This is a genomic window from Mycolicibacterium komossense (genome assembly GCF_025822605.1).
GTDB classification, from domain to species: Bacteria; Actinomycetota; Actinomycetes; order Mycobacteriales; family Mycobacteriaceae; genus Mycobacterium; species Mycobacterium komossense.
The window spans coordinates 85,272-109,185 of the sequence record NZ_JACKTY010000004.1 but is presented as its reverse complement, the minus strand read 5'-3'; the positions used below and the strand labels follow the sequence as shown (position 1 = coordinate 109,185).

24 protein-coding genes are annotated in these 23,914 nt (G+C 65.5%); 9 read left to right on the top strand and 15 right to left on the bottom strand.

Annotation, left to right across the window (positions count from 1 at the left end):
- Window positions 1-18: 18 nt before the first annotated feature.
- Together H7J73_RS00705 and H7J73_RS00700 are read left to right on the top strand one after the other, a co-directional pair.
- The gene (locus H7J73_RS00705) at window positions 19-1,242 is read left to right on the top strand and encodes a cation:proton antiporter domain-containing protein (protein WP_264065285.1); all 1,224 of its coding nucleotides are present in this window, start codon (window positions 19-21) and stop codon (window positions 1,240-1,242) included.
- A 29-nt stretch (window positions 1,243-1,271) separates the two neighbouring features.
- The gene (locus H7J73_RS00700; protein WP_264065284.1) at window positions 1,272-1,628 is read left to right on the top strand and encodes a DUF732 domain-containing protein; all 357 of its coding nucleotides are present in this window, start codon (window positions 1,272-1,274) and stop codon (window positions 1,626-1,628) included.
- A 54-nt stretch (window positions 1,629-1,682) separates the two neighbouring features.
- Here H7J73_RS00700 and H7J73_RS00695 read toward each other — a convergent pair whose 3' ends face one another.
- Together H7J73_RS00695 and glpX are read right to left on the bottom strand one after the other, a co-directional pair.
- Window positions 1,683-3,107 (bottom strand): class II fumarate hydratase, encoded by a 1,425-nt coding sequence (locus H7J73_RS00695; RefSeq protein ID WP_264065283.1) that lies wholly within the window; start codon window positions 3,105-3,107, stop codon window positions 1,683-1,685.
- Window positions 3,108-3,125: 18 nt separating this feature from the next.
- Window positions 3,126-4,190 carry a class II fructose-bisphosphatase gene (gene glpX / locus H7J73_RS00690; RefSeq protein ID WP_264065282.1) on the bottom strand — a complete coding sequence of 355 codons (1,065 nt, stop codon included), beginning with the start codon at window positions 4,188-4,190 and terminating at the stop codon, window positions 3,126-3,128.
- Window positions 4,191-4,244: 54 nt separating this feature from the next.
- Between glpX and H7J73_RS00685 the strand changes: the two genes are divergently transcribed.
- A complete protein-coding gene (locus H7J73_RS00685; protein WP_264065281.1) occupies window positions 4,245-4,895 on the top strand; it encodes a DUF4245 domain-containing protein in 651 nt (216 codons plus the stop codon).
- A 61-nt stretch (window positions 4,896-4,956) separates the two neighbouring features.
- Window positions 4,957-5,757, top strand: a complete 801-nt coding sequence (locus H7J73_RS00680) for a dienelactone hydrolase family protein (RefSeq protein WP_264065280.1) — start codon at window positions 4,957-4,959, stop codon at window positions 5,755-5,757.
- Here the strand turns inward: H7J73_RS00680 and H7J73_RS00675 are convergent.
- From H7J73_RS00675 to H7J73_RS00660, 4 genes are all read right to left on the bottom strand, one after another.
- On the bottom strand, window positions 5,735-6,958 hold the full coding sequence (locus H7J73_RS00675; protein WP_264065279.1) for an AI-2E family transporter: 1,224 nt from the start codon (window positions 6,956-6,958) through the stop codon (window positions 5,735-5,737). The two genes, H7J73_RS00680 and H7J73_RS00675, sit on opposite strands and share 23 nt — an antisense overlap.
- A gap of 31 nt (window positions 6,959-6,989) precedes the next feature.
- Window positions 6,990-8,051 (bottom strand): NAD-dependent epimerase/dehydratase family protein, encoded by a 1,062-nt coding sequence (locus tag H7J73_RS00670; protein ID WP_264065278.1) that lies wholly within the window; start codon window positions 8,049-8,051, stop codon window positions 6,990-6,992.
- Window positions 8,052-8,139: 88 nt separating this feature from the next.
- Window positions 8,140-9,021 carry a formylglycine-generating enzyme family protein gene (locus tag H7J73_RS00665; RefSeq protein ID WP_264065276.1) on the bottom strand — a complete coding sequence of 294 codons (882 nt, stop codon included), beginning with the start codon at window positions 9,019-9,021 and terminating at the stop codon, window positions 8,140-8,142.
- Between the two features lie 13 nt (window positions 9,022-9,034).
- Window positions 9,035-9,565, bottom strand: coding sequence for a MarR family winged helix-turn-helix transcriptional regulator (locus H7J73_RS00660; RefSeq protein WP_435405399.1), 531 nt, complete (start codon window positions 9,563-9,565; stop codon window positions 9,035-9,037).
- Between the two features lie 34 nt (window positions 9,566-9,599).
- On the opposite strand from H7J73_RS00660, the gene H7J73_RS00655 reads away from it, so the two are divergent.
- Window positions 9,600-10,739, top strand: coding sequence for an FUSC family protein (locus H7J73_RS00655; protein ID WP_264065274.1), 1,140 nt, complete (start codon window positions 9,600-9,602; stop codon window positions 10,737-10,739).
- On the opposite strand, the gene H7J73_RS00650 is transcribed toward H7J73_RS00655, so the two are convergent.
- The 6 genes from H7J73_RS00650 to H7J73_RS00625 form a co-directional block, all read right to left on the bottom strand.
- Complete coding sequence (locus tag H7J73_RS00650; protein ID WP_264065273.1) at window positions 10,736-11,629, bottom strand: HAD family hydrolase; 894 nt, start codon at window positions 11,627-11,629, stop codon at window positions 10,736-10,738. The two genes, H7J73_RS00655 and H7J73_RS00650, sit on opposite strands and share 4 nt — an antisense overlap.
- Window positions 11,630-13,183 carry an arylsulfatase gene (locus tag H7J73_RS00645; protein WP_264065271.1) on the bottom strand — a complete coding sequence of 518 codons (1,554 nt, stop codon included), beginning with the start codon at window positions 13,181-13,183 and terminating at the stop codon, window positions 11,630-11,632.
- Window positions 13,184-13,292: 109 nt separating this feature from the next.
- Window positions 13,293-14,381, bottom strand: coding sequence for a 3-beta-hydroxysteroid dehydrogenase (locus H7J73_RS00640; RefSeq protein WP_276030762.1), 1,089 nt, complete (start codon window positions 14,379-14,381; stop codon window positions 13,293-13,295).
- A gap of 68 nt (window positions 14,382-14,449) precedes the next feature.
- A complete protein-coding gene (locus H7J73_RS00635; RefSeq protein ID WP_264065345.1) occupies window positions 14,450-14,665 on the bottom strand; it encodes an exodeoxyribonuclease VII small subunit in 216 nt (71 codons plus the stop codon).
- Between the two features lie 19 nt (window positions 14,666-14,684).
- Window positions 14,685-15,956, bottom strand: a complete 1,272-nt coding sequence (gene xseA / locus H7J73_RS00630; protein WP_264065269.1) for an exodeoxyribonuclease VII large subunit — start codon at window positions 15,954-15,956, stop codon at window positions 14,685-14,687.
- Window positions 15,953-16,522: a lipid droplet-associated protein gene (locus tag H7J73_RS00625; RefSeq protein ID WP_264065268.1), complete on the bottom strand. Its 570-nt coding sequence runs from the start codon at window positions 16,520-16,522 to the stop codon at window positions 15,953-15,955. Before H7J73_RS00625 ends, xseA begins: the two co-directional genes overlap by 4 nt.
- A 54-nt stretch (window positions 16,523-16,576) precedes the next feature.
- Here H7J73_RS00625 and H7J73_RS00620 point away from each other — a divergent pair, with 54 nt between their 5' ends.
- Complete coding sequence (locus H7J73_RS00620; RefSeq protein ID WP_264065267.1) at window positions 16,577-17,593, top strand: 4-hydroxy-3-methylbut-2-enyl diphosphate reductase; 1,017 nt, start codon at window positions 16,577-16,579, stop codon at window positions 17,591-17,593.
- 50 nt (window positions 17,594-17,643) lie between these two features.
- Here the strand turns inward: H7J73_RS00620 and H7J73_RS00615 are convergent, their stop codons facing one another.
- Window positions 17,644-18,849, bottom strand: a complete 1,206-nt coding sequence (locus H7J73_RS00615) for a DUF6542 domain-containing protein (protein ID WP_264065266.1) — start codon at window positions 18,847-18,849, stop codon at window positions 17,644-17,646.
- Window positions 18,850-18,932: 83 nt separating this feature from the next.
- On the opposite strand from H7J73_RS00615, the gene ychF reads away from it, so the two are divergent.
- On the top strand, window positions 18,933-20,012 hold the full coding sequence (gene ychF, locus H7J73_RS00610; protein WP_264065265.1) for a redox-regulated ATPase YchF: 1,080 nt from the start codon (window positions 18,933-18,935) through the stop codon (window positions 20,010-20,012).
- A gap of 20 nt (window positions 20,013-20,032) precedes the next feature.
- Here the strand turns inward: ychF and H7J73_RS00605 are convergent, their stop codons facing one another.
- On the bottom strand, window positions 20,033-21,199 hold the full coding sequence (locus H7J73_RS00605; RefSeq protein WP_264065264.1) for a tyrosine-type recombinase/integrase: 1,167 nt from the start codon (window positions 21,197-21,199) through the stop codon (window positions 20,033-20,035).
- The gene (locus tag H7J73_RS00600; RefSeq protein WP_264065263.1) at window positions 21,183-21,671 is read right to left on the bottom strand and encodes a helix-turn-helix domain-containing protein; all 489 of its coding nucleotides are present in this window, start codon (window positions 21,669-21,671) and stop codon (window positions 21,183-21,185) included. Before H7J73_RS00600 ends, H7J73_RS00605 begins: the two co-directional genes overlap by 17 nt.
- Window positions 21,672-21,746: 75 nt before the next feature.
- Between H7J73_RS00600 and H7J73_RS00595 the strand changes: the two genes are divergently transcribed.
- Together H7J73_RS00595 and H7J73_RS00590 are read left to right on the top strand one after the other, a co-directional pair.
- Complete coding sequence (locus tag H7J73_RS00595; protein WP_264065262.1) at window positions 21,747-21,959, top strand: helix-turn-helix transcriptional regulator; 213 nt, start codon at window positions 21,747-21,749, stop codon at window positions 21,957-21,959.
- On the top strand, window positions 21,959-23,344 hold the full coding sequence (locus tag H7J73_RS00590) for a DUF3631 domain-containing protein (protein WP_264065261.1): 1,386 nt from the start codon (window positions 21,959-21,961) through the stop codon (window positions 23,342-23,344). The genes H7J73_RS00595 and H7J73_RS00590 overlap by 1 nt, the downstream gene beginning before the upstream one ends.
- The last annotated feature ends 570 nt before the right edge of the window (window positions 23,345-23,914 follow it).

The window sequence follows — 23,914 nt, the reverse complement described above, 5'->3', positions numbered from 1 at the left end:
GTCGCTAGGTTAACTGCGATGGCCACCAACACCGTCTTCGTGCTGACGATTCTGGTGTTGTGCTACGCGGTGGTCTCCGGCGTGGTCGTTCGTTGGTACGTCGCGCCCGCGCTGATCTTCATCGCGTTCGGAATAGTGCTGGGGCCATTTGCCTTCGGGGTCATCGACGCCGGGCCTGACGCGCACAGCTTCACTGTGCTGGCGCAACTCGCATTGACGGTGATTCTTTTCAACCAGGCTGCCGAACTCGACCTGCCAGCTCTGGTGCGCCGCAGGCACGTCACATTCCGGCTGCTGGTGGTCGGGATCCCGCTGTCACTGCTGCTCGGCACCGTTACCGCGCTGCTGGTGTTGCCGGTGATGCCCGTCTGGGAGGCGGTCTGCCTTGCTGCCATCATCGCCCCGACCGAGGTGGCGTTGATCGAAGCCCTGCTCGACGACCGTCGTGTTCCGGAAGCAGTGCGTCATGCACTGTCCGCAGAGAGCGGGTGCTACGACGGGTTCGCTCTCGCGGCCATGCTGGCGGCGCTGGCACTCGCATCGGATCGAGCCGACCACGACCCCACCCGGTGGGGTACGTTCCTGCTCCGCACCGAGTTCCTGTCCCTCGGTGTGGGCCTGGTCGTCGGTTTCGCCGGCGGATGGGTGATTGCGCTGTCGCGCCAGCGGGGCTGGATGAACGACGTCTGGGCGCAGCTGGCCACACTGGCCGTCGCGCTGGTCTGCTTCGAGTTGGCCGAGCAGTTGCACGGCAGCGGTTTCGTAGCCGCGTTCGCCGGTGGGCTCGCCTTCGCCGTGGCTAACCGCCGCAAGGCCGTGATCGAGCAGACGCAGTTCTCCGACGCCACCGGTCAGCTGCTGGAGCTGGTCGTCTTTGCCCTGTTCGGCGGCTATGCGGTGATCGTCGGTTGGCGCGACGCCGGCTGGCGGGTCTTCGTGTTCGCCGCCGTCGCAGTGGTGGTGGTCCGGCTGGCGGCAGTATCCGTCGCGCTGCTCGGCAGCGGGATGCCCGCCAGAAGCCGACTGTTCATCGGGTGGTTCGGCCCGCGTGGAATCGGCACGTTGGTGCTGGGGCTGCTGATGATCGAGCGGGGTGAACTGCAGCAGACCGACCTGATCACGCAGGCGGTGGCCGTGACCGTCGTATTCAGTTTGGTGTTGCACAGCGTGACCGCGCCACTGGGCATCCGGCTGGTGGCCCGCGACCGGTTGGGCAGCGGCGGGCGGACTACCAGTCCGTAACTTCGCGCGGTCGGCTATCTTCAGGCGTTATGAAGGTCCGGACTTTAGCGGCGGCTGTGCTCACGGCGACCGCGGCAACACTGGCGAGTGTCACCCTGGCGCCGGCGGCGCAGGCCGATCAGCTGGGCTATCTGATCAACGTCACCGTCCGGCCGGTCTATCACTTCGCCAACGCCGACGCCGCCCTGGGCTACGGCTACAGCATGTGCGACCGGTTGGCCGCGGGCGAGGGTTACCCGGCGTTGGCGCAGTCGATCCGCACCGATTTCGACACCAATGACGAGTTCTCGGTGTCCTACCTGTTGAGTCAGGCCACCCAGGAGCTGTGCCCGGCCCAGATCTGGGCCCTGCGCCAGACTGCCGGCGGCTACCGCGCCCCAGCCTAGTGATTTCGGCGTGTTCGTAACCGGTCAGCGGTTACGAACACGCCGAAATCGCAGCTAGTCGCCGTCTTGTACTTTCGCCATCGCCAGCACGTCGAGGCGCTTGTCCAGTTCGGCCTCGGAGAGCTTGTCGCCGATCAGACCGCGGTCGATGACAGTCTGCCGAATGGTTTTGCGCTCTTTGAGGGCTTCCTTGGCGACCTTGGCGGCCTCCTCGTAGCCGATCGCCGAGTTCAGCGGGGTCACGATCGACGGTGACGACTCAGCCAGTTCGCGCAGGTGTGCCTCGTTGGCGACCAGCCCGTCGATGCACTTCGCGGCGAACAGCCGAGACACGTTGGCCAGCAACGTGAACGACTCCAGCACGTTGCGGGCCATCATCGGAATGTAGACGTTGAGTTCGAAAGCGCCGGAAAGTCCACCGACGGTGACGGCGGCGTCGTTACCGATGACCTGGGCGGCGACCTGCGTGACCGCCTCGGGCAGCACCGGATTCACCTTGCCCGGCATGATCGAGCTGCCCGGCTGCAGATCGGGAAGCGCGAGCTCGCCCAGACCGGTCAGCGGGCCCGACCCCATCCAGCGGATGTCGTTGGCGATCTTGGTCAGCGACACGGCGATGGTCTTGAGGGCACCGGACGCCTCGACCAGGCCGTCGCGCGCTGCCTGAGCCTCGAAAGAGTCCTTCGCCGTGCGCAATTCGGCCAGGCCGGTGTCGCTGACCAAGACCTCGACGACCTTCGCGCCGAAACCGTCGGGCGCGTTGAGGCCGGTACCGACGGCGGTGCCGCCGATCGCCAGCTCACCAAGACGGGGTAACGCCCCGCGCACTCTTTCTATGCCGGCCTCGATCTGACGGGCGTAGCCGCCGAATTCCTGGCCCAGGGTCACCGGGACGGCGTCCATCAGGTGCGTGCGGCCGGACTTGACCACCGTGCGCCACTGCTTGGCCTTGACCGCCAGCGACTCGTGCAGTACCTCGAGGGCCGGAATCAGCTGGCGCACAGCGGCTTCGGTGGCCGCGATGTGTGTGGCGGTGGGGAAGGTGTCGTTCGAGCTCTGCGACATGTTGACATGGTCGTTGGGGTGCACCGTCACGCCATTGGCGGCGGCGATCGACGCGATCACCTCGTTGGCGTTCATATTCGAGCTGGTGCCGGAGCCGGTCTGGAACACGTCGATCGGGAACTGGTCGTCGTGCAGACCGTCGGCGATCTCGCCGGCCGCGGCGATGATGGCGTCGGCCTTCTCCGCATCGAGCAACCCCAGGTCCTTGTTCACCTGGGCGCAAGCGGCTTTCAGCAGGCCGAGTGCCCGGATCTGGGTGCGCTCAAGGCCCCGGAACGAGATCGGGAAGTTCTCCACCGCGCGCTGGGTCTGGGCCCGCCACAGAGCCTTGATGGGCACCTTGACCTCGCCCATGGTGTCGTGCTCGATGCGGTATTCGGCCTCGCGGGCTTTGTCGACAGCGTTGTCGGGCATGTGCTCCCTTTTGATCGATTACGGAAGTGGATGTGCTGCAGTGAGATCCCCGGTGAAGTCCACCGCGGAGTATTCGTTGAGCTTGGACAGCCGGTGGTAGGCCTCGATCATCCGGACCGTGCCGGACTTGGACCGCATCACGATCGATTGGGTGGTGCAGCCGCCGCCGAAGTAGCGCACCCCCTGCAGGAGGTCGCCGTCGGTGACGCCGGTTGCGGAGAAGAAAACGTTCTCACCGGAGACCAGGTCCTCGGTGAAGAGCACCTTGTCCAGGTCGTGGCCCGCATCGAGGGCCTTCTGCTTCTCGGCGTCATCGGTGGGTGCCAGCACTGCCTGGATGGCGCCGCCCATGCAGCGGATCGCGGCGGCGGTGATGATGCCTTCCGGGGTGCCGCCGATGCCGGCGAGCATGTCGGTGCCCGAGCCGGGCCGGCAGGCCGCGATGGCGCCCGCGACGTCGCCGTCGGAGATCAGCCGGATCCGGGCACCCGCGTCGCGGACGTCGTGCATCAACTGGTTGTGCCGGGGCCGGTCGAGCACGCAGACCGTGATGTCGGCGACGGAGGATTTGCGGACCTTGGCCACGCGGCGGATGTTCTCGCCGATCGGCGCGGTGATGTCGATGACGTCGACGGCGTCGGGACCGACGGCGATCTTGTTCATGTAGAACACCGCCGACGGGTCGAACATCGCCCCGCGCTCGGCGACGGCCAGCACCGAGATGGCGTTGGGCATGCCCTTGCTCATCAGGGTGGTGCCGTCGACGGGGTCGACCGCGAAATCGCAGTCCGGGCCGTCGCCGTTGCCGACCTCTTCGCCGTTGTAGAGCATCGGCGCGTTGTCCTTCTCGCCTTCGCCGATCACCACGACGCCGCGCATCGAGACGGAGTTGACGAGTTCGCGCATCGCGTCGACGGCTGCCCCGTCACCGCCTTCTTTGTCGCCACGGCCGACCCACCGCCCCGCGGCCATTGCGCCGGCCTCGGTGACCCGGACCAGTTCCAGAGCGAGGTTGCGGTCTGGGGCCTCGCGTCGACGGGGTGCGGCCTGGTCGGGCTGGGGGGTGGGAGCTGGGCCAGTCATGCTGGTGATTCTCCCAGAAGAGGGTTACGTGTTGGGAGCTGGGATACTGGAGCAGTGAGTACCCAGCCGCAGCCAGCTCCTCCGCCCGCGAAGTCGCGGTTGTTGCAGGACGGCCGCGACATGTTCTGGTCGATGGCGCCCCTGGTGGTGGCATGCATTGCGCTGGCAGGACTGGTCGGGATGTGTTCGTTCGCGCCCACCGGTCCGAAGTCCGGAAAGGTGCCCACCTACGACTCCGTCACCGCCCTGAAATCGGATGCGCAGACATTGGGTTTCCCGATCCGGCTGCCCGCATTGCCGCAGGGTTGGCAGGCCAACTCGGGGGCCAGGAACGGTCTGGACGGTGGCCGCACCGATCCCGCGACGGGTCGGTCGGTGAAGGCGTTGGTCTCGACCGTCGGCTACCTGACGCCGACCGGCATGTACCTCAGCCTGACCCAGAGCGACGCCGACGAAGACAAGCTGGTCGCCTCCCTGCACCCCGGCATGTACCCGACCGGCACCCAGGACGTTGCGGGCCAGAAGTGGATCGTCTACGAGGGTGGCTCCGCCGACGACGGTGCGGCGGAACCGGTGTGGACGACGCGATTGACGGGCCAGGGCGGATCCACCCAGCTCGCCATCACCGGGGCCGGCTCGTCCGATCAGTTCCGTACTCTGGCGACGGCGACGCAGACGCAGTCGCCTCTGCCCGACAAACGCTGAGCCAGACAAACGCTGAGCCCAATGGCCGTTGAGGAAGACTGGCCGGATCGAAGGGGATGAGTTGACTGCACCCGAGGCCGATCTGACCGGGTGGGGCGCGACACCCTTCACCGGCGGCGGCTATACCCATGACGTCTATCAGCGGGGCGAAGGTCCCGGGGTCATCCTGATTCCCGAGATTCCTGGTATCCACCCCGGTGTGCTGGGGTTGGGTAATCACTTGGTGGACAACGGCTTCACCGTGGCTATGCCCTCGCTGTTCGGAGAGCCGGGTAAGGCGATCGCTCCCGGCTATACGGCGTCGACGATCACCAGAGCGTGTATCGCAAAGGAGTTCGCCGCTTTCGCCACCAACAAGGAACGTCCGGTCGCGCTGTTCCTGCGGGCACTGGCCCGGGATCTCAACGCGCGCACCCCCGGGCCCGGGGTGGGGGTGATCGGTATGTGCTTCACGGGTGGGTTCGCGTTGGCTGCCGCGGTCGACGACGCGGTGCTGGCGCCGGTGCTGAGTCAGCCGTCGGTGCCCTTCCCCGTGACGCCTGCGCAGCGCCGCGACCCGGGGTTGAGCGACGCCGAGATGAAGATCGTCGTCCGCCGCGCCGAGAAGGACGGGTTGTGCGCGATCGGCCTGCGCTTCACCGGCGACAAAGCGGTTCCGGGGGAGCGCTTTGCGACGCTGCGGCAGCGCCTGGGTGACGCCTTCGAAGTCATCGAGATCGACTCCTCACCGGGTAACGAGCACGGCTTCGCCCGGATGGCGCATTCGGTGCTGACCGATCAGGTTCGCGAGCGCGACGGGCACCCCGCCTACGAGGCGCGCAAACGGGTGGTCGAATTCCTTACGACTCGGCTGTCGGGCTAGCGAGCGCTTTCGGTCCGGGCGGATCCATCGGCTCCTCCGCTGACGGTTTCGAGCGCTGCGTGATGATCTCCCAGAGCCGGTGCCACCGGGTTTTCTTGTTGTCGTCGGCCGCGTCATCGTCGTCCTCGGTCAGGGTGTCCAGCGGCGCGCCCTTGTAGACGGCCAGATACACGCTGATCGTGGTGACGATGATGATCATCAGCACCGGCCCGAGCACGATCCCCGGGAAGCCGAACATCTTCAGGCCGGCAAAGACCGCCAACAGCATCAGCGCCGCATTGAGGTGGGCACTCTTGGGCACCAGGAACGGCCGCAGCAGATTGTCGATGCTGGTGACGACGACGATGTGGAACACCACCACGAAGATGCCGCCGGCGACGTTGCCGAACAGTGCCATTCCGATGCCGAGCGGGATCGTGACGATGCCGCTGCCCAGCGGGATGAACGACAGCACCGTCAAGAAGATGACGAACATGAAGAATCCGTCGTGGATTCCGCCGATGTAGATCGAGATCGCACCCGCCACGCCCTGGAAGGTCGCGATGACGAACTGGCCGCGGACCGTCGCGGTGACCATCGCCCCGACCTTCGCCAAGTAGATGTCGGACACCTGCGGCCCCAACGGGTTCAGATCGCGAAACAGTGCTAACACCTTGTCGCCGTTGACGATCAGCGCCAGGAACACATACAGGAAGATGATCGCCGACGTCACGATCCCGGCGAGGCTGCCGACGGATTCGCGGGCGAACTCGAGCGCGATCTGGCCGGCGTTCTGGCCGACCTTCGCGATGGTTTCGCGCACCGACTCGGGCGTGAGGGTGATGTGCATGAACGGCACCTTGGCCAGCGCCTGGTTGGTCGAGTTGAGGAGCTGTTGGCCCAGTGACGTCAGGTCGTTCTTGGCCAGCCAGTGGCTGATCCCGGTCACCATCTGGCTGATCTGCAGGACAGCCAAGGCGACCACCCCGGCGAGCGGGACCCCGACGACGGCGACCGAGGCCAGCAGGGTCAGAGTGGCGGCGATCCCGGCGTTGAACCGGTCCCGCAGGCGTCGGTACAGCGGGGCGAACAGATAGGCCAGCACCGCGGCGATCGCCATCAGGACGACGTAACTGCGCAGGAAGTACGCCCCGAAACCCAGCGCGATGACCGTCATGACGACCAACGCGCGTTTCTGGGTGACGGAGAACTCTTCGAGCATCGGCGCCAATCCTAGGGCGCTTGCGGCGCAGTTACTGTTGACCGGGGCGTGGATCGCCCCATTTTTCGGTTACCGCACCCCACGGATCGGCGTAGGTGCCTGGCTTGCCGTAGTAGGCGGCGCGGCGATTGAGTACCTGCCGCACCACGGGTGCCGCGACCCGCATCAGTGGCCGCTTCCAGCCCGCGTTCTCGGCGGTCTCGATCAACATGTCCGGCCACGAATAACGTTGGAAGCCAAGAACTTCCTGTGCGCGGGTGACGTCCATCCAGTCGGTAGCAAACCACTTGGTGTCACTGCTGGGATCGCCTTTGCGTCCGATGGGAATGCCACCGACGAGGCCCATCGCGGCCGCGGTCGCCGGGCCGATATCGCCCTGGGTGAGTCGGTGGGAGTCGTCGCCGCCGATCAGCAGCGTCTCGCCGAGCGCGTCCGCGGTGGTGGCCGCCGCGAAGGCTCGTGCCACGTCGCGCACGTCGACGGTCTGGATGCGGCCGTCGGTCGGCAGCAGACCCTCGAAGAAAACGAAGTCCGGGTTGATATCGAGACTGATTCCCGTGGTGAGCACGCCGCCGAGACGCAGGATCACCCAGTCCAGTGTCGAGTCGCGCACCAGGTTCTCGGCCTCGACCTTCTGCGCGCCGTAGATGTCATAGGGATTGACCGGGGTGTGCGCGGTCAAGACATCGCCGATCCGGTGTGGGTTGCGTGGTCCGTACACGGCAATGCTGGAGGCCTGGACGAAGCGCGGCGGGGTGGGCAGTGTGGCGGCGGTGGCCACCAGGTTGGCGGTGCCGCCGACATTGACCTTCTGCGCCAGGGCATGCCTGCTGTAGCAGTGCGGCGCGATGACGGCGGCGAGGTGGATGATCGCCGCCGGGGAAACGTCTCTGAGGAGGGTGTCGACGGCGGCGGGGTCGGTGAGGTCGGCGTAGCGCACCGTGACGCCGCGCGGTAGTTTCGCCGCGGCCCTGCGGTTGGGCTCGATGTCGAGATCGGTCGCGACGACGTGGCGGCCGTCGGCGGCGAGGCGCTCGACTGTTGCCGTCCCTACCAGCCCGAATGCGCCTGTTACGAGTACAGCGTCTGACATGACCCTCCCCGCGATGCGACACCACTGGAACGTGTTTCAGTGGACCCTACTAGGTCACCGCGGTCCCGCAGCGGTGATGACGGACAGGTCAGGGTGCGACGCAGCGGAACCCGATGTGGCTCATCCCGGTGTCCACGGCCTGGGGGCGACGCGCGGCCGGCCGGTAGCGCAGGCAGTAACTGTCGGCGCACAGGAAGGAGCCGCCCTTGATGACCTTGCGCGGCACCGCGAACTGCGGCTGGGCCGGGTCGATGCTCTCTGCGGCGCAACATGGTTGGACGTCGCGGGTGTCGCCGTACCAGTCGGCGGTCCACTCCCAGACGTTGCCGGCCATGTCGAACAGTCCGTAACCGTTGGCGGGGAAAGCGCCGACCGCAGTGGCCTGGCCGTAACCGGTCTCGGGTAGGTACGGGAACTCGCCATGCCAGTAGTTCGCCAGTCGCTGGCCCGGTTGCTCGGGCTCGTCCCCCCAGATGTATGTCCGCCCGGTCAGGCCGCCTCGCGCGGCCACCTCCCACTGCGCCTCGGTGGGCAGGGCGCGGCCGGCCCAGTCCGCATACGCCTGGGCGTCGTCGAACGCGATGTGCACGACGGGATGCTCCTCCCGCCCGGTGAGTGACGACCGTGGACCGCGCGGGTGGTTCCAGCACGCCCCGGGTGTCCAGGTCCACCACTGCGCGAGGTGTTTCAGGTCGACGGGGCCGGGGGTCCGGTGGAAGACCATCGAACCGGGCTGGAGGTTCTGCGGTGGCGCACCGGGGTAGTCCTTGGCGTTCAGCGGCCGCTCGGCGATCGTGAGATAGCCCGTGGCCGAGACGAATTCGGTGAACTGGGCGTTGGTGACCTGATGCCGCTGCATCCAGAAACCGTCGACAGACACCTCCAGCGGGGGGCCCTCCTCCGGGTAGCGGGCGCCCGATCCGAGCAGCGTCGTCTGCGCGGGAATCCACGCCAGGTCGGTCGCGGTCAATCGAAGCTCCCCATCACTCGCCCAGCGTGACGCAGACCTTGCGCAGCAACCCTGCGAGTGTTTCTTTCTCCGCCGCGGTGAGCCCCGCGATCACTTCTTGGTCGTCGGAGAGCCGCCGGGGAAATTGGGTGTCCACCACTGCCTGACCCGCGTCGGTCAACGCCAGCAGGACCACCCGTTTGTCCCTGGTGGACTTCTGCCGCTGGAGCAGTCCGCGGGTGGCGAGGCTCTCGGCCAGTTTGGTGATCGAGGCGCCGCTGAGCATGGTGGTCGAGACGACTTCACTGGCCCGCAGCGGGCGCCCCGCCCGTGCCAGCGCACCCAACACGCCGAACTCGGATGGGGTGAGTCCGTGTTGCTCCAGATTCAGGTCCAGTCGGTGATTGCAGATCGAGGCGATCCGCTGAACGCGCCCGAGAATTTCGATGGGTTCGGTGTCCAGATGGGGGTACGTCGCGTCCCACTCGCTGCGAATCCGATCGACCGCATCGTTGTACGCGCGAACGTCGGAGGGGCGGGACACCCGGCCATCGTATGACACCATTAGTTTACTAGTAAAATAGTGTTAAAGTATTCCGGTGGTCGTTTCTCCGCTCCTGCGGCAAGGTGGTCGTAGCTATGCGGCCCTGCGGCACGTAACCCGTCGGCAGTCGTGGCACGACGCCGTTCATGTCGATCTGAACAAGGCCGGCGTCGCCGCCCCGTTACGAGTCGGTGCCGCAGTCACTTTGGTGTTCGTCGTCAGTGGCCTGACCGGCCACCACACCCTCGCCGGATTCGGGGCGTTGGGTGCGCTGGTGGCCGCGTTCTGCCGGCCGGATCCCTACCCGGTCCGGGTCGGACGGCTGATGGTGCTCGGCGTCGCCATGCCGGTGTCGGTCGGTATCGGCGCGGTGCTGGGTGTCGTCGGAGGTCCTGAGCTGGTCGGCATCGCGGTGATATCGCTCTTGGCCGGTGCGGCAGCGTACCTCGTCTGGTCCCTGCACATCGTCGGGCCCGGCGCGGTGGTGTTCATGTTCGCCGCGGTCGGCGCCGAGAGCTTCGCCCGCGAAGCCCGCGACGTGATCTGGGCGGTGGCGATGACGTCAGGTGGGGCCGTGGTCGGTGTCCTCGCCTCGCTTGCGCCCTGGCTGCTGCGCGGGCTCCGGTCCGCAGTGACCGGTAGATCGGTTGCGGCTGAGCAGAAATCGTCATCGGTGCGCCGCGAGTCGATCCGTCGCACACTCGCCCGCGCGCCACATCGGGTGCTGGTCGCGCGGGCAGCGCGGATCACCGTCGCGGGAGCGCTGGCAGCCGGCATCGCCGTCACGGCCGGATTCAGCCACCCGATGTGGGCTGCGATGGGCGCAGTGGCCGCCATGCAGGGCATCGGCTATCACGTGGCCGTGCACCGCGGTGTCCAGCGACTGGTCGGCAACGTCGGCGGCGCGGTGCTGGCCGCCGGCCTACTGGCCCTGCCGTTGGACTACTGGGGTGCCGTCGCGGCCATCATCGTCCTGCAGACCGTGGCCGAGATCATGTCGACGGTTAACTACGCGTTGTGCTCGCTGGCCGTTACCCCGATGGCGCTGCTGATGACGAGTCTCGGCAGCGGGCTTTCCCCGGCCGTCGCCGTCGATCGGGTGCTCGACACCGGTATCGGCATCGTGACGGGTCTGATTATCGCCGCACTGACGATCAGCGGCGCCGATGTCGAGCGTCTGTATTCGCAGGCTTAGGCGAACACCGTCGCCCAGTCGTCGCGAATGCTGGTGACGGTCCAGCCCGTTGTCGTCGCCAGCTCGAGCGCCTTCTCCGCACCTGCGGTGTAATCGAATTCGCGTACGGCGTCGTCGTGGCGCACCAGCAATTGCAGCGACGGGTGCGCGCCGTGCCGCGCGTACTCCAGCATCTCGATGTCGCCGTTGGAATTACCTGCCGCCAGAATCGGCCGTCGTCCGGTGCGACCCCAGATCCGCACCGGCTTGATGGGGCCGTCGTTGAGGAATTCCGGTTGTGTCGTGGTTCTGAGATCGCCGTCGGCGTAGATCAACCCGACCGAGCTACCGATCACCCGCTCCGGCGGGATGCCGTAGAGGGCCGCAGTGACCGGACGCATGAAATCACGACCACCGCCGGAGACGATGTAGTTGGTGAATCCGTTGGCCTCCAGATACCGCAGCAGCTCCACCATCGGCGCATAGCCACACGCGGTGTACGGCCGGCCCAGAGTCGGATGCTCGGCTTCGGCGAAGAAAGCCCTCACCCGTGCGGCGTGCTCCTCGGTGGTGATTGCGGTGTTCGCCGAAAGGATGCCGGCAGCAAGAGCTTTCAGCTGTGAATCGTCGCCCTGATAGTGCTTGGTGACGGCGTCGCCGAACCAGGTCAGGTCGCCGGCCGCCGCGGCTTTGTAGGGTTGATTTTCGGCCAGGGACGGGTCGGCGGCGGCCTGCTCGGCGAGGAGGCGGATCAGGAAATCCAGCTGGACGTAGGCCGGCTTCTCGCACCACAGCGTGCCGTCGTTGTCGAATACCGCTACCCGTTCGTCTGCCGGCACGTCGGTCACGGCGCGACCGACGAAGTCGACGATGGCCGACTTCGTCGGCCCGTCTTTCCAGGACTCCAGCATCTAGTCGGCCGCCAGGAACTCGTCGAGCTTCTTGACGATCTGGTCGATGCTGAAGCTCGCCGGTGCGTGCCGGGGCGGGAACTCCTTGAACGTGTCCAGGAACGCCGATGCCATTGCGGTGGCGTAGAGGACGAAGAAATCCCGCCGCAGGAACCACTCGTAATACGTGTTCGACGTGATGTCGGCGTACTCGAACGGGTCGGTGCGCAGGTTGAACAGCTTGGGCACCCGCAGCTCGGTGAACGGCTCGGCCCAGGTTCGCAGCGTGCCCTGCGCCCGCTGCTCGGCGAACACGATCTTCCAGTTCTCGAAACGCAACCCGACCAATTGGGCGTCGTCGTTGAAATAGAAGAAGCCGCGCCGCGGACTGTGCTCGACCTCGCCCATCAGATACGGCAGCAGATTGAAGCCGTCGATGTGCACCTTGTACTCGCGCTCTTCCCCGTGGCGCTCGACCTTCAAGCCCTTCTTCAGCTTGTCGCTGACATCGGGGTCGCCGGCTGCGGCGACGAGTGTGGGCAGCCAGTCATGGTGCTGGATGATGTCGTTGGAAACGCTGCCCGCCTTGATCTTTCCCGGCCAGCGGATCAACTCCGGCACCCGGTAGGCGCCCTCCCAGTTGGTGTTCTTCTCGCTGCGGAACGGTGTGGTGCCCGCGTCGGGCCAGCTGTTGCGGTGCGGGCCGTTGTCGGTGGAGTAGATGACGATGGTGTCGTCGGCGATGCCCAGTTCGTCGAGCGCGTCGAGCACTGTGCCCACGTTCTTGTCGTGATCGATCATCGCGTCGTGGTATTCGGACTGCCACATGCCGGCCTGACCCTTGCTGCCGGGTTTGAGGTGGGTGTACAGGTGCATGTGCGTGAAGTTGCACCAGACGAAGAAGGGGGTGCCGGCCTCGTGCTGGCGCTTGATGTAGTCGACGGTGCGATCGGCGATGTCGTCGTCGATGGTTTCCATCCGCTTGGCGGTCAGCGGGCCGGTGTCGGTGATGGTCTGCTTGCCGACCGGTCCGAACTTGGGATCGTCCGGCTCGGTCGAATCCTCTTCGAGCGCTGTGCAATCGAGCACGCCGCGCGGCAGGGCCAGGTCATGTAGTCGGGGGAACTGATCCTTGTGCGGGTAGTCGAAACTCTCGGGTTCTTCCTCGGCGTTGAGGTGATAAAGGTTGCCGTAGAACTCGTCGAAGCCGTGCACGGTCGGCAGGTATTTGTTCAAGTCGCCGAAGTGGTTCTTACCGAACTGTCCGCATCCGTAGCCCAGTGGCTTGAGGAGCTCCGCGATGGTGGGATCCTCCGCGGCCCAGCCGATGTCGACGCCGGGCACCCCGACCTTGCTCATGCCGGTGCGGTACACGCTCTGGCCACTGATGAAGGCGGCCCGACCGGCGGTGCAGCTCTGCTCGCCGTAGGAGTCGGTGAAGCGCATGCCCTCGGCGGCGATGCGATCGATGTTGGGCGTGCGGTAGCCCATCATGCCGTCGCTGTAACAGCTCAGATTACTGATCCCGATGTCGTCGCCCCAGATGACAAGAATGTTGGGTTTACCGTCAGGCATGGTGTGCAGCCCCTCGCAGTAGATGCCGGATGACGAATCCGCTTGCGGGGACAACGCTAGGCGGGCGGGGCGGCGAAGTCTGCGCTTGCCGAAACTTCTCAGGCGATGTTCACGTGGGTACGGGTGCCGGCTTGCCCGCGGCCTTCATCCGGTCGAAGAGCTCGACGTAGTAGGGCAGGCAATCGGCCAGCGCGCGTTCGGTGGTGAACAGTGGCCGGTAACCCAGGTCACGCTGCGCCTTGGCGATGGAGAAGTAGTTATCGAGCGTGATGCGTTCCACCGCAAGCGGTTCGAGCAACGGCTTGGGAAAACCGAAGCGGAAATGCAGGAACTGCCACACCGTCACGGCGAACCACACCAGCTTGCCGGGGACTCGTAACGTCGGGAACGGTTCGCCGCAGGCTTCGACCACCGGCCGGGAGAACTCGAACATGTTGATGGGTTCGCCGTCGTTGATGAAGTAGGCCTGGCCCGGCGCGGTGCCACCGGGCACCAGATGCTCGGCGGCCAGGATGAATCCGTGAATGAGGTTGTGCACGTACGAGTTGTCCAGCTTGGCGTGTTTACTGCCGACGAGCACTTTGACGTGGCCGGCGAGCACACTCTCGAAGACCTTGCGAAACATGGTCTGGTCGCCTCGACCCCAGATACCGCTGGGCCGGATCGAACAGGTCAGCATCCCGTTCAGGGTGTTCTGTCCCAGCACGAATTTCTCGGCGATGACCTTGGTTTCGGTGTACAGGTCGTTGAAACGCTCGGTGTACGGGATGGTCTCGTCACCGCCGGAGATCCGTTGCCCGCCCATCACGACGCTGTTGGAGGCGGTGTAGACGAACCGCCGGACTCCCGCGGCCTGGGCGGCGCTGACCAGGTTCTGGGTGCCGCCGACGTTCACCGCAAAGCTGCGCTGCCGGTATTCCTCGGTGGCCGAGGCGCCGCCCATCAGGTCGATGATCGCCGCGGTGTGGAAAACGGTGTCGATACCGGCGACGGCCGCCGCCACAGTGTCGGTATCGCAGATATCGCCGACGATCGTCCGCAGCTTCGGGTGTTCCGGCAGCGGGGACGGTGCGCGGTCGAATGACACCACCTCGAGTCCGCGGCCAAGCAGTTCGGTCACCAGGTTGGCGCCCACGAAGCCGGAGCCGCCGGTGACCAGGACCTGGCCGAGTTCGGTGGTCAGGGATGCATCACTCATGCCGGGCAGCATACCGAAGGAAATATAACGTGTTCCAGTTTATTGATTTGCCCAGATGAAAAGCTCCGCTATCCGCCCTCTATCGCTTCTTCTGTCGCGAGCGCATCTTCGACCCGCTTGCGCGCCCCGGCTAAGTGCTCTTCGCAACGTTTAGCCAGCTTCTCGCCTTTTTCCCAGAGCTGCAGCGATGCATCAAGATCGAGTCCACCCCGCTCGAGGAGCTGCACGACCTCAATCAACTCATCGCGGCATTCTTCGTATCCCATGGAACTAATGGGTGTCATATCTTGAGCCTTTTCGGTCTTATCCGGCACTGGCATCTCCCTCCGTCACGGCCGTCACAGCGCCATCGGCGACCCGAACCCGCAGCCTGCTGCCGGCGGGCGCGTCTGCCGTCGACCGCAGGATCTGCGGATCCCCGTGATCTGGCACGGTCTGCACCACGGCATAGCCGCGGGCCAGCGTCGCCGCCGGCCCCAGTGTGGCCAGTCGCGCCGACAGGTGACCGACACGATCGCTCTCAGCCTGAAGCAGCCGGGTGACATCCCGGCGGACGGCCGTCCTGGCGCGGTCGACCTCGGCCGAGCGGGTGGTCAGCGCGCTGAGCGGATCGGCGAGCACGGGACGGCTGCGCAGCTGCGCGACGAGACGGCCCTCCCGGGTGACCCAGTTGCGCAGCGCCTGTGCGCTTCGGCGGCGCAGGTCGGTGACCAGGGCCTGTTCGGCGGCGGCGTCAGGCACGATCCGCTTGGCGGCGTCGGTCGGGGTGGCGGCGCGCAGGTCGGCGACGAGATCGCACAGCGGGTTGTCGGGCTCGTGGCCGACGGCACTGACGACGGGGGTCGTGCAGGCCGAGATCGCCCGGCACAGTGTCTCGTCGGAGAACGGCAGCAGATCCTCGACGCCGCCGCCGCCGCGGGCCACCACGATGACGTCGACTCCAGCGTCCTTGTCGAGTTCGCGCAGCGCCTCGACGATCTGTGGGACCGCATTGGGGCCCTGCACCGGGGTGTTGCGGATGGCGAATCGGACGGCCGGCCAGCGCGTCGCGGCCACGTGGGTGACGTCCCGCTCGGCCGCACTGGCACGCCCGGTGATCAGCCCGATGGTGTTCGGCAGAAACGGGATGGGCCGCTTGAGTCGCGGATCGAAGAGCCCCTCGGCGTCGAGCAGCCTGCGTAACCGCTCGATACGGGCCAGCAGTTCACCGACGCCGACGGCACGAATCTCGCTGACGCGCAACGAGAATGTGCCCCGCCCGGTGTAGAAGTTGGGCTTACCGCACATCACCACCTGCGTGCCCTCGGTCAGCTTCACCGGGGCATTGAGCACCAGGTCGCGTGGGCAGGTGACGGTCAGGGACATATCAGCGGCCGGGTCGCGCAGCACCATGAAGACGGTTTTGGCGTCCGGCCGGACGTTCATCTGGGCAATCTGGCCCTCGACCCAGACGGTGCCGAGTTTGTCGATCCAGCCCGCCACGCGGATGGCGACGGCACGGACCGGGTAGGGGTGCTCGGGTGACTGGCCCGGTTGGGGGCTGTCCTGCGGGGCCGGCTGGGAGGCACTGCTCACTTGGCGGTCGCGCGGGTGATCCTGTTGGCGAGCAGGGTCTGGAACGGTGCGCGCGCCTTGGTGGCTTCTTCGTAGCCCAGCAGCTCTTCGAGGTCGCTGACCGACAGCGATTGCAGCCGGGCCCGCAGCTGCGCCAGCGTCAGCGCGTCGTAATCGATCTCGCCGACGATCCCGGCTGCGGCCGCATTGGCCGTCGTCGCCAGGGGTGTCGCGGTTTCGGTGACCCAGCCTTCGGTGTTCTCGGTCACCGAGTACAAGGCGAACCGGCCTTCGGTCATCCGCTCGCCGGTATCAGGGATTTCGTCTGCTGACGTGCTTTCGAGGTCCTCGTCGAAGGTCGCCCACTCCGGTTGCTCATCTCGCGGCGGGAAGAGGTTCTCCAGGGTGGAGTCACCCTTGATCACCAGGTCAGCCACATCCTGCTGCATCTTCATCACCAGCTGGGCGACCGAGCTGACCAGCGTCATCGGGTACATCATGATGGTCTGCGGCAGCTTCATGGTTTCCTCGACGGCAGTTGCCGCGACCCCCACCAGCAGCCGGACGCCATACGGTGCAGTAGCCATGCGTGCCAGAGTACGGCTGGCCCCCCGGTGTCGGCAGAAAGTACCCTGGAACACATGCCACCAACGGTCAACATGGGGATTCCCGGCGCCAGCCGATCGGTGGTTGACGCTTCGGCCCGCCCGGTCACCGCCAAGCGGGTGCTGCTTGCCGAGCCACGCGGCTACTGCGCCGGTGTGGACCGCGCCGTCGAGACCGTCGAGCGCGCGCTGGAAAAGCACGGTGCGCCGATCTACGTGCGCCACGAGATCGTGCACAACCGCTACGTGGTGGACACGCTGGCCAAAGCCGGGGCAGTCTTCGTCGAGCGGACCGATGAGGTGCCCGAGGGCGCCATCGTGGTGTTTTCCGCGCACGGCGTCGCACCGACCGTCCACGTCGAGGCGGCTGAGCGGAATCTGCGCACCATCGACGCGACCTGCCCGCTGGTCACCAAGGTGCACAACGAGGCAAAACGGTTCGCCCGCGACGACTACGACATCCTGCTGGTTGGCCATGAGGGCCACGAAGAGGTCGTCGGCACCGCCGGTGAGGCGCCCGACCACGTCCAGGTCGTGGACAACCCGGACGCGGTGGACAAGGTCACCGTGCGCGATCCGAACAAGGTCATCTGGCTGTCGCAAACCACATTGAGTGTCGACGAGACCATGGAAACCGTGCGCCGCCTGCGGGAGAAGTTCCCCACCTTGCAGGACCCGCCCAGCGACGACATCTGCTACGCCACCCAGAACCGCCAGGTTGCGGTCAAGGCGATGGCACCGGAATGCGAGCTGGTGATCGTGGTCGGGTCGAAGAACTCGTCGAACTCGGTGCGCCTGGTCGAGGTGGCCCTCGGTGCCGGTTCGCAGAGTTCCTACCTGGTGGATTTCGCCGACGATATCGACCCGGCCTGGTTCTCCGGCGTCACGACGGTCGGCGTCACCTCCGGCGCGTCGGTCCCCGAGATTTTGGTGCGCGGCGTACTGGAGCGCCTGGCCGAATACGGTTACAACACCGTGCAGCCGGTGACGACGGCCAACGAGACGCTGGTCTTCGCACTGCCGCGGGAAATCCGCCCGGCCCGACGGGCGTAGTCCTGCGATTTGGGTGCGCTCAGCCGCGAGGGCGGATTTGCGCGCCCACGTCAGTCTTCGAGGCTGTGCCGCGGTCGGCGGGGCTGCCGGCGGTATTCCACGTGGTTCTCGCCGTCTTCGGCATCTGATCCGCGGTAGCGCACCTTCGACACCGGATGGTGCGTGCCGTTGCTGCCGGGTACCGCGCCGGGGGCCGGTCGCCGCCGCGGCGGCTCATACGGTTCGTACGCGTCGGACTGCTCGTAGCGGTTCGGGCGCCGGGACGGCCGCTCCCGCGGATCGGGCCGGTCACGCGGGTCCCTGGCTTCCCGCGCGTCGCGTAGCTCGCGCGAATCCCGCGGGTCACGACGGTAGTCGCGAGGCGGTGGGATGCGCGGATCGGGCTCACGCGGAGGTCTGGGGCGACGCCGCGGTCGGGCCTCGGAGTCGGCGTCCTGCCAGTCGCGGGCGGCGCGCTCAGCGGGTCGGCCGCCGTCGCGGCGAGGGGCGCCACGGTCGAGATCCGGGTCGTAGTCCCGGGCTGGGCTGGGGCGCCGGGAGCGCCGGGGTTCGGCCGGCGGGCCGTCCAGATCGTCGATGGGTGGCCGGGCGTGCCGGGATCGGGTGGCGGCAGTGCGCCTGGTAGGCCGTTCCCTGGTGCTTCGGCGGGCAGTGGCCGGGCGGTCGATACCGTGTTTGAGCGGTGGCTCCGCGACGGCGGCTTCGTCGGCATCGGCGGTCGGGCCGCCGAACAGCGCGGAGACTTTCGCCTTCATCGCGGCCACCGGGCCCTCGTCTGCGACGGACGTCTCGGCCGCCGGAGACGGTGTGGTGATGCGGTTCGCGGCGCCGAAGTACCAGCGCACCATGCCGATCAACAGCACCGCCACCGACGTGCAGAACATCAGCAAGAACCGCTCGATCAACGGATAGCCGCAGTTGATCAGCATGTCCTTGATGCCGTGGATCTCGGAGCTGTGCAGAAGGTAGTACGCGCCGGGCACCGCGACGAACAGGATCAGTGGTGGCTGTACGACGGCGGTGAAGATGCCCGACTGACGCACGGCCAGCACCGCGGCCACGCAACCGATGACGTACAGCACGGCAAAGGCCGTGGTCAGGTCTTTCTTGCCGGCCGCGGCGTCGAAGGCGAAACCGGCCGCGGTCAGCGCCGCAGCGATCAACACAGCGCCCCACCACGGAACGCCGGGCAGGTTGGGGTGTGCGGAACGATGGTCGGCCGCGACAGACGACCTCACCCGTTGTGCTGATGACACAGGTAGACCGTACCGGCTCTGACCGGGCGACGACTGGCAGCGGGCGTCCGGCGTGGCAGCGATCTCTATAGACTCTGGACCCTGTGAGCCTGAACCTTGGAATTGTCGGTCTGCCCAACGTTGGTAAGTCGACGCTGTTCAATGCGTTGACGAACAACGACGTGCTGGCGGCCAACTATCCGTTCGCGACGATCGAGCCGAACGAGGGCGTCGTTCCACTGCCGGATCCACGGCTGGGGGAGCTGGCGAAAATGTTCGGCTCGGAGAAGCTGGTGCCCGCGCCGGTGACGTTCGTCGACATCGCCGGGATCGTGAAAGGCGCTTCTGAGGGTGCCGGGCTGGGTAACAAGTTCCTGGCCAACATCCGCGAGTGCGACGCCATCTGTCAGGTGGTGCGGGTTTTCGCCGACGTCGACGTGGTGCACGTCGACGGCAAGGTCGACCCCAAATCCGATATCGAGGTCATCGACACCGAACTGATCCTGGCCGATCTGCAGACGTTGGAGAAGGCGGTGCCGCGCCTGGAGAAAGAGGCCAGGACCAACAAGGACCGCAAGGCGATTCACGCGGTCGCGCTCGAGGCCCAGGAGATCCTCAACGGGGGCACCACGCTGTTCGCCGCGGGATCGAAGATCGACTCGGCACAGTTGCGGGAACTGAACCTGATGACGGTCAAGCCGTTCCTCTACGTCTTCAACGCCGACGAGTCGGTCCTGACCGACGACGCCCGGGTGGCAGAGTTGCGCGCGATGGTCGCCCCGGCCGACGCGGTATTCCTCGACGCCAAGATCGAAGCAGAGCTACAGGAGCTCGACGACGAGTCGGCTGCCGAACTGCTCGAGTCCATCGGGCAGACCGAGCGGGGCCTGGATGCCCTGGCGCGGGCCGGTTTTCACACACTGAATCTGCAGACCTATCTGACTGCCGGGCCCAAGGAAGCGCGCGCCTGGACGATCCACAAGGGGGATACCGCGCCGAAGGCGGCCGGTGTCATCCACACCGATTTCGAGAAGGGCTTCATCAAGGCCGAAATCGTGTCCTTCGACGATCTGAAGGCCGCCGGGTCGATGGCCGCAGCCAAGTCCGCGGGCAAGGTCCGGATCGAAGGCAAGGAGTACGTGATGGCCGACGGCGACGTGGTGGAGTTCCGCTTCAACGTTTAAATGACCAGCTCAGTAGCCATTTATTGACTGTCCGTCCGCAGTTCGTCCGCAGCAGAGCTAAGCGCCGCCTGGAACAACCTTCCAGCAGCGTTCCGTGTCCGGTCGTTGGCGTTAGGCCACAGGTGTGCGTAGGTGTTTAGCGTGACGCTCGGCGACGAGTGCCCCAGTGCCCGCTGAACCGTCACCACGTCGCAGTTCTCGTTGATGAGTCCAGAGGTATAGAAGTGCCGGAGGTCGTGGAGCACGAAGTCGACGCCCGCTGCCTTCCTGGCCTTACGCCACAGATAACCGACCGAGTTCTGATGAAGAGGGTGTTCACCTTGGCCGGGGAACATCCACTGATCTGGGTCGTTGTCGGGCAGGTTCGAGCGAATGTGTTCACTCAAGACGTGCAGCAGTTCATCCGGCACGTATACGGTGCGCACCGATCCGTATTTTGGTGGCCGTATCTCGACGGCACCTCCGTTGGCACGTTGGACCTGGCGCTCAATACGAATCTCCTTGGCCAGGAACTTGATGTCTCCAACTCGGAGGGCGGCGGCTTCGCCCAGTCGCATGCCCGCGAACCCGCAAAGTGCGACGAAGGCAGCGAAGTGGTCGTCGGCAACCCTAAGCAGTTCACCGACCTCGGCGGGTGTCGGAATCTTCATCGCCTCAGCGTTTTTCGGACGCCTCGGCAGGGTCGCCTTGGCAGAGATGTCGTGGGCAAGGAATCGGTCGCCTATTGCGGCCCGAATAACTGCGCGGACATTGTTGAATCGCGTCTTGATGGTGGACGCCTCTAAAGGTTTATCCCTCATCCACTTAACCCACGCTTCAATGTGGGACGGCTTTAAGTCGGCGAATGCCACGTCGCCAAAACTCGCCGAGTTCACGGCTAGGTTCATGGCTTTGAGCGTGCCAGATTCCCAGGTCTGCATCTTCGACCATTGTTGGTAATAGCTGTGGAAGGTGACCTTGCCGAGCTTCGGGTCGATGTAGTTGCCAGTCTCTTGCGCGGCGACCACGCCGTTCAGCCACTGCGCCGCCGCGACCTTTGTGCGGAAGCCCTTAGCGTGCTCGCGGCTCTCTGAATCGACGTACCTTGCGCGCCAGCGCAATCCGGAACCTGCCACCGCGGTGGGGGAGCCATCTGCCTTCTGCCAGCGGTCCTCGACACCGCTACGGCGGTTACGCTTCTGGGACATCTGCGACCTTCCCCGCGATGTCTTGGTTCATTTGCAGGAAGAGCTTCTCGAGTTCGGCTAGTAGGTATGCGTGGCGTTGCGCGACGCTGTAGAGCGTCTCTCGGCTGTCATCGACCTGCCTGCGAACTTGTTCAAGTTCCCGCTGTTGCGCATCGAGATTCGCGGTGCGGTCCTGGGGCAGCGTCAATCCGAAGATGGCCGTGATCGGCATCTCAAATACTTCCGCCAGTGCTGCTGCCTCTGCGATCCGAAGCGGTCGTGCTCCGCGTTCGATTTTCGCGATGGTCGTTTGGTGCAGGTCAAATCCCTGCCAACCAAGTCGTCGGGCGACCTCTTCCTGAGGCCAGCCGCGCTCGTTCCGCCAATTACGGACGGTCTCACCGAAGCGTTTCTCCCATGATTCGTGGCGTTTGCGAGCGAGTTCTGGTGTAGTCACCGACACACTGTAAGCCGCAGAGGCTTGATTATCCAAGCCCTAAGGGTTTACAGTCTGCGGCGTCGAGACTCGACACGCTTGGAAAACTAAGCGCAAGAAGATTGAGGAAGTATGGCCATTACCGCCGAGGTGGAACTCATGACCACCGAAGATGTATCAACCGAGCTGGGCATTCCTGTCGGAACCCTGCGCTACTACCGCTCTACCGGGTCCGGGCCGATGTCGTTCCGTTTGGCTGGCCGTGTGCGTTATAGGCGGGCCGAGGTTATGGCCTGGGTCAACGATCAGGAGCGCGCCACCCGTCGCGGCGAAGGTGTTGCCTGATGTCTGAGATGGCACCTTCCCCGGCGGCGGACGGGAACGACGGGGACATGGCCGGCTTCGATCTCCTCGACGATGTTCGCGACGCTATCCGCCGGTTCTGCGTACTACCCGGTGAGCACGAACTAGTCGCGGTGGTGTTGTGGTGCGCCCTGTCGCATCTGCTGACGAACTTCGACTACGCGCCTCGGCTGGTCATCCGCTCGGCGGAGAAGAGGTCGGGCAAGTCGCGGCTACTGGAGATTGTTGACGCCTTGGTCTACTCTCCGCTGCGTGCGGTCAATGGGTCGTTGGCGTTCGTGTTCCGCTCTCTCGACAAGGACCCGCCGCCCACCCTGCTCCTCGATGAGGCTGACACCATCTTCGGCTCCAAAGGTGTCGCAGATAAAAACGAGGAGCTGCGCGGACTGCTCAACGCGGGCTTTCAGCGTGGGTTGGACTTCGGGCGCGTCGTCGGCACGGACCTGACGACGCAGCAGTTCCCAACCTTCGCGATGGCGGCGCTAGCAGGTATCGGCAAAATGCCGGAGACCATTGAGGACCGAGCCGTGGTGGTCGTCATGAAGCGTCGCCGCGACAGTGAGACGGTCCATCCGTACCGTCTCCGCCGCGATCGTCCGATGCTCCAAGAACTTCGCGACCGGTTGGCGGAATGGGCCGACAGCGTGCGGGACAGAGCCGGGGCAACTTACCCCGAACTCCCCGTCGATGACCGGGCGGCTGATCTGTGGGAGCCACTGGTCTCCATCGCCGACCTCGCAGGCGGGGCGTGGCCACAGCTCGCCCGCAGCGCCGCCATAGCGATGGTCACATCGGCAGCGGAGGACGACACCGCCCGCTCGCCGAAACTGCAACTGCTCGCAGACATCCGGCTTGTGTTCGGCACCCCGTTCATGAAGTCCGAGGAGCTGTGCGCCAAGCTGTGCGCACTCTCCGAATCTCCCTGGGAACAACTTGAACTCAGCCCAACCCGGCTCGGTGTACGGCTACGCGAATACTCGATCAAGACCCGGCACACCGAGGACAAGAGGGAGCGTGGTTACTACCTCGATGACTTCACCGACGCATTCGCCCGTTACCTACCCCCGGAAAAGGTGTCCGAAGGCGTCCATGTCGTCCATGACGTCTCTGGCCGAGAAAGGAAGGCGGACAACATGATGGAACTCTGGCCAGATACTGCGAAGCAGACTCCCAACCACAGCGCCAGCACCGAGCCGACACCGGACACGTCGGACACCCTCGGACGCCCTCTAAAAGAAGGGGGCACGTCGCCAAGCCCAGCAGTCATGCCGAAGCGTCGGCAGGCCGGGGCTACCGCGACCGCCAACCTCCCGAAACGCCAACGCTCACGCACTAGGGGCGGTCAGTCATCCCGACCCGGTCGCTGATTCCAACTTGCCGATCTAGTCCTGGAGGGCGGACCAACGAAGTTCCGTCCCCAGGATTGGCTCAGCTCAATTCAGTCCATATTTTTCGAAAATGTGTACCGTCGCGCAGTGGTCTGACAAGCGGTCACAAGGAAGCTCGTCGTCGTGATCGAATCCACCCCCCCCTGGGTCGTGTGCCATGACTCAAGCACCCGCAACAGAGTCAACCGCAAGTCCGCAGGACCCAACCTCCGATTATTTGATGGAGCTGCCGGGAATCGAAGCCGCATATAACGCGATTGACCTGCGAAAATGAACAACGAGTCAGCACGGGCTGACATGGGGAAACATGAGCCGCTACGACCTAGGTGCTGACCGCCGTCAGCACGGTGGCTCGCCTGTCTAACGAGGCTGTATGACGTCCCACGATTCGCACTGCAAGAAGCGGCGGTCCGCAACGCGGCTCCCGCCCTGGTGCCCATGGACGTGCTCGAAAAGGCGCAGCACGTTCGGTTGGATAGGAACTTGCGGGCCGGCTCGATGACGAGGGCTTTGGGCGCGATGACAGATACCGGTTATCGAGGCTGGTAA

Excerpts from the sequence above, each read along its gene's own strand:
- H7J73_RS00705 (WP_264065285.1), top strand. The coding sequence starts at position 19 with ATGGCCACCAACACCGTCTTCGTGCTGACGATTCTGGTGTTGTGCTAC.
- H7J73_RS00700 (WP_264065284.1), top strand. The coding sequence starts at position 1,272 with ATGAAGGTCCGGACTTTAGCGGCGGCTGTGCTCACGGCGACCGCGGCA.
- H7J73_RS00695 (WP_264065283.1), bottom strand. The coding sequence starts at position 3,107 with ATGCCCGACAACGCTGTCGACAAAGCCCGCGAGGCCGAATACCGCATC.
- glpX (WP_264065282.1), bottom strand. The coding sequence starts at position 4,190 with ATGACTGGCCCAGCTCCCACCCCCCAGCCCGACCAGGCCGCACCCCGT.
- H7J73_RS00675 (WP_264065279.1), bottom strand. The coding sequence starts at position 6,958 with ATGCTCGAAGAGTTCTCCGTCACCCAGAAACGCGCGTTGGTCGTCATG.
- H7J73_RS00670 (WP_264065278.1), bottom strand. The coding sequence starts at position 8,051 with ATGTCAGACGCTGTACTCGTAACAGGCGCATTCGGGCTGGTAGGGACG.
- H7J73_RS00660 (WP_435405399.1), bottom strand. The coding sequence starts at position 9,565 with ATGGTGTCATACGATGGCCGGGTGTCCCGCCCCTCCGACGTTCGCGCG.
- H7J73_RS00650 (WP_264065273.1), bottom strand. The coding sequence starts at position 11,629 with ATGCTGGAGTCCTGGAAAGACGGGCCGACGAAGTCGGCCATCGTCGAC.
- H7J73_RS00645 (WP_264065271.1), bottom strand. The coding sequence starts at position 13,183 with ATGCCTGACGGTAAACCCAACATTCTTGTCATCTGGGGCGACGACATC.
- H7J73_RS00640 (WP_276030762.1), bottom strand. The coding sequence starts at position 14,381 with ATGAGTGATGCATCCCTGACCACCGAACTCGGCCAGGTCCTGGTCACC.
- H7J73_RS00635 (WP_264065345.1), bottom strand. The coding sequence starts at position 14,665 with ATGACACCCATTAGTTCCATGGGATACGAAGAATGCCGCGATGAGTTG.
- H7J73_RS00625 (WP_264065268.1), bottom strand. The coding sequence starts at position 16,522 with ATGGCTACTGCACCGTATGGCGTCCGGCTGCTGGTGGGGGTCGCGGCA.
- H7J73_RS00620 (WP_264065267.1), top strand. The coding sequence starts at position 16,577 with ATGCCACCAACGGTCAACATGGGGATTCCCGGCGCCAGCCGATCGGTG.
- H7J73_RS00605 (WP_264065264.1), bottom strand. The coding sequence starts at position 21,199 with ATGTCCCAGAAGCGTAACCGCCGTAGCGGTGTCGAGGACCGCTGGCAG.
- H7J73_RS00595 (WP_264065262.1), top strand. The coding sequence starts at position 21,747 with ATGGCCATTACCGCCGAGGTGGAACTCATGACCACCGAAGATGTATCA.
- H7J73_RS00590 (WP_264065261.1), top strand. The coding sequence starts at position 21,959 with ATGTCTGAGATGGCACCTTCCCCGGCGGCGGACGGGAACGACGGGGAC.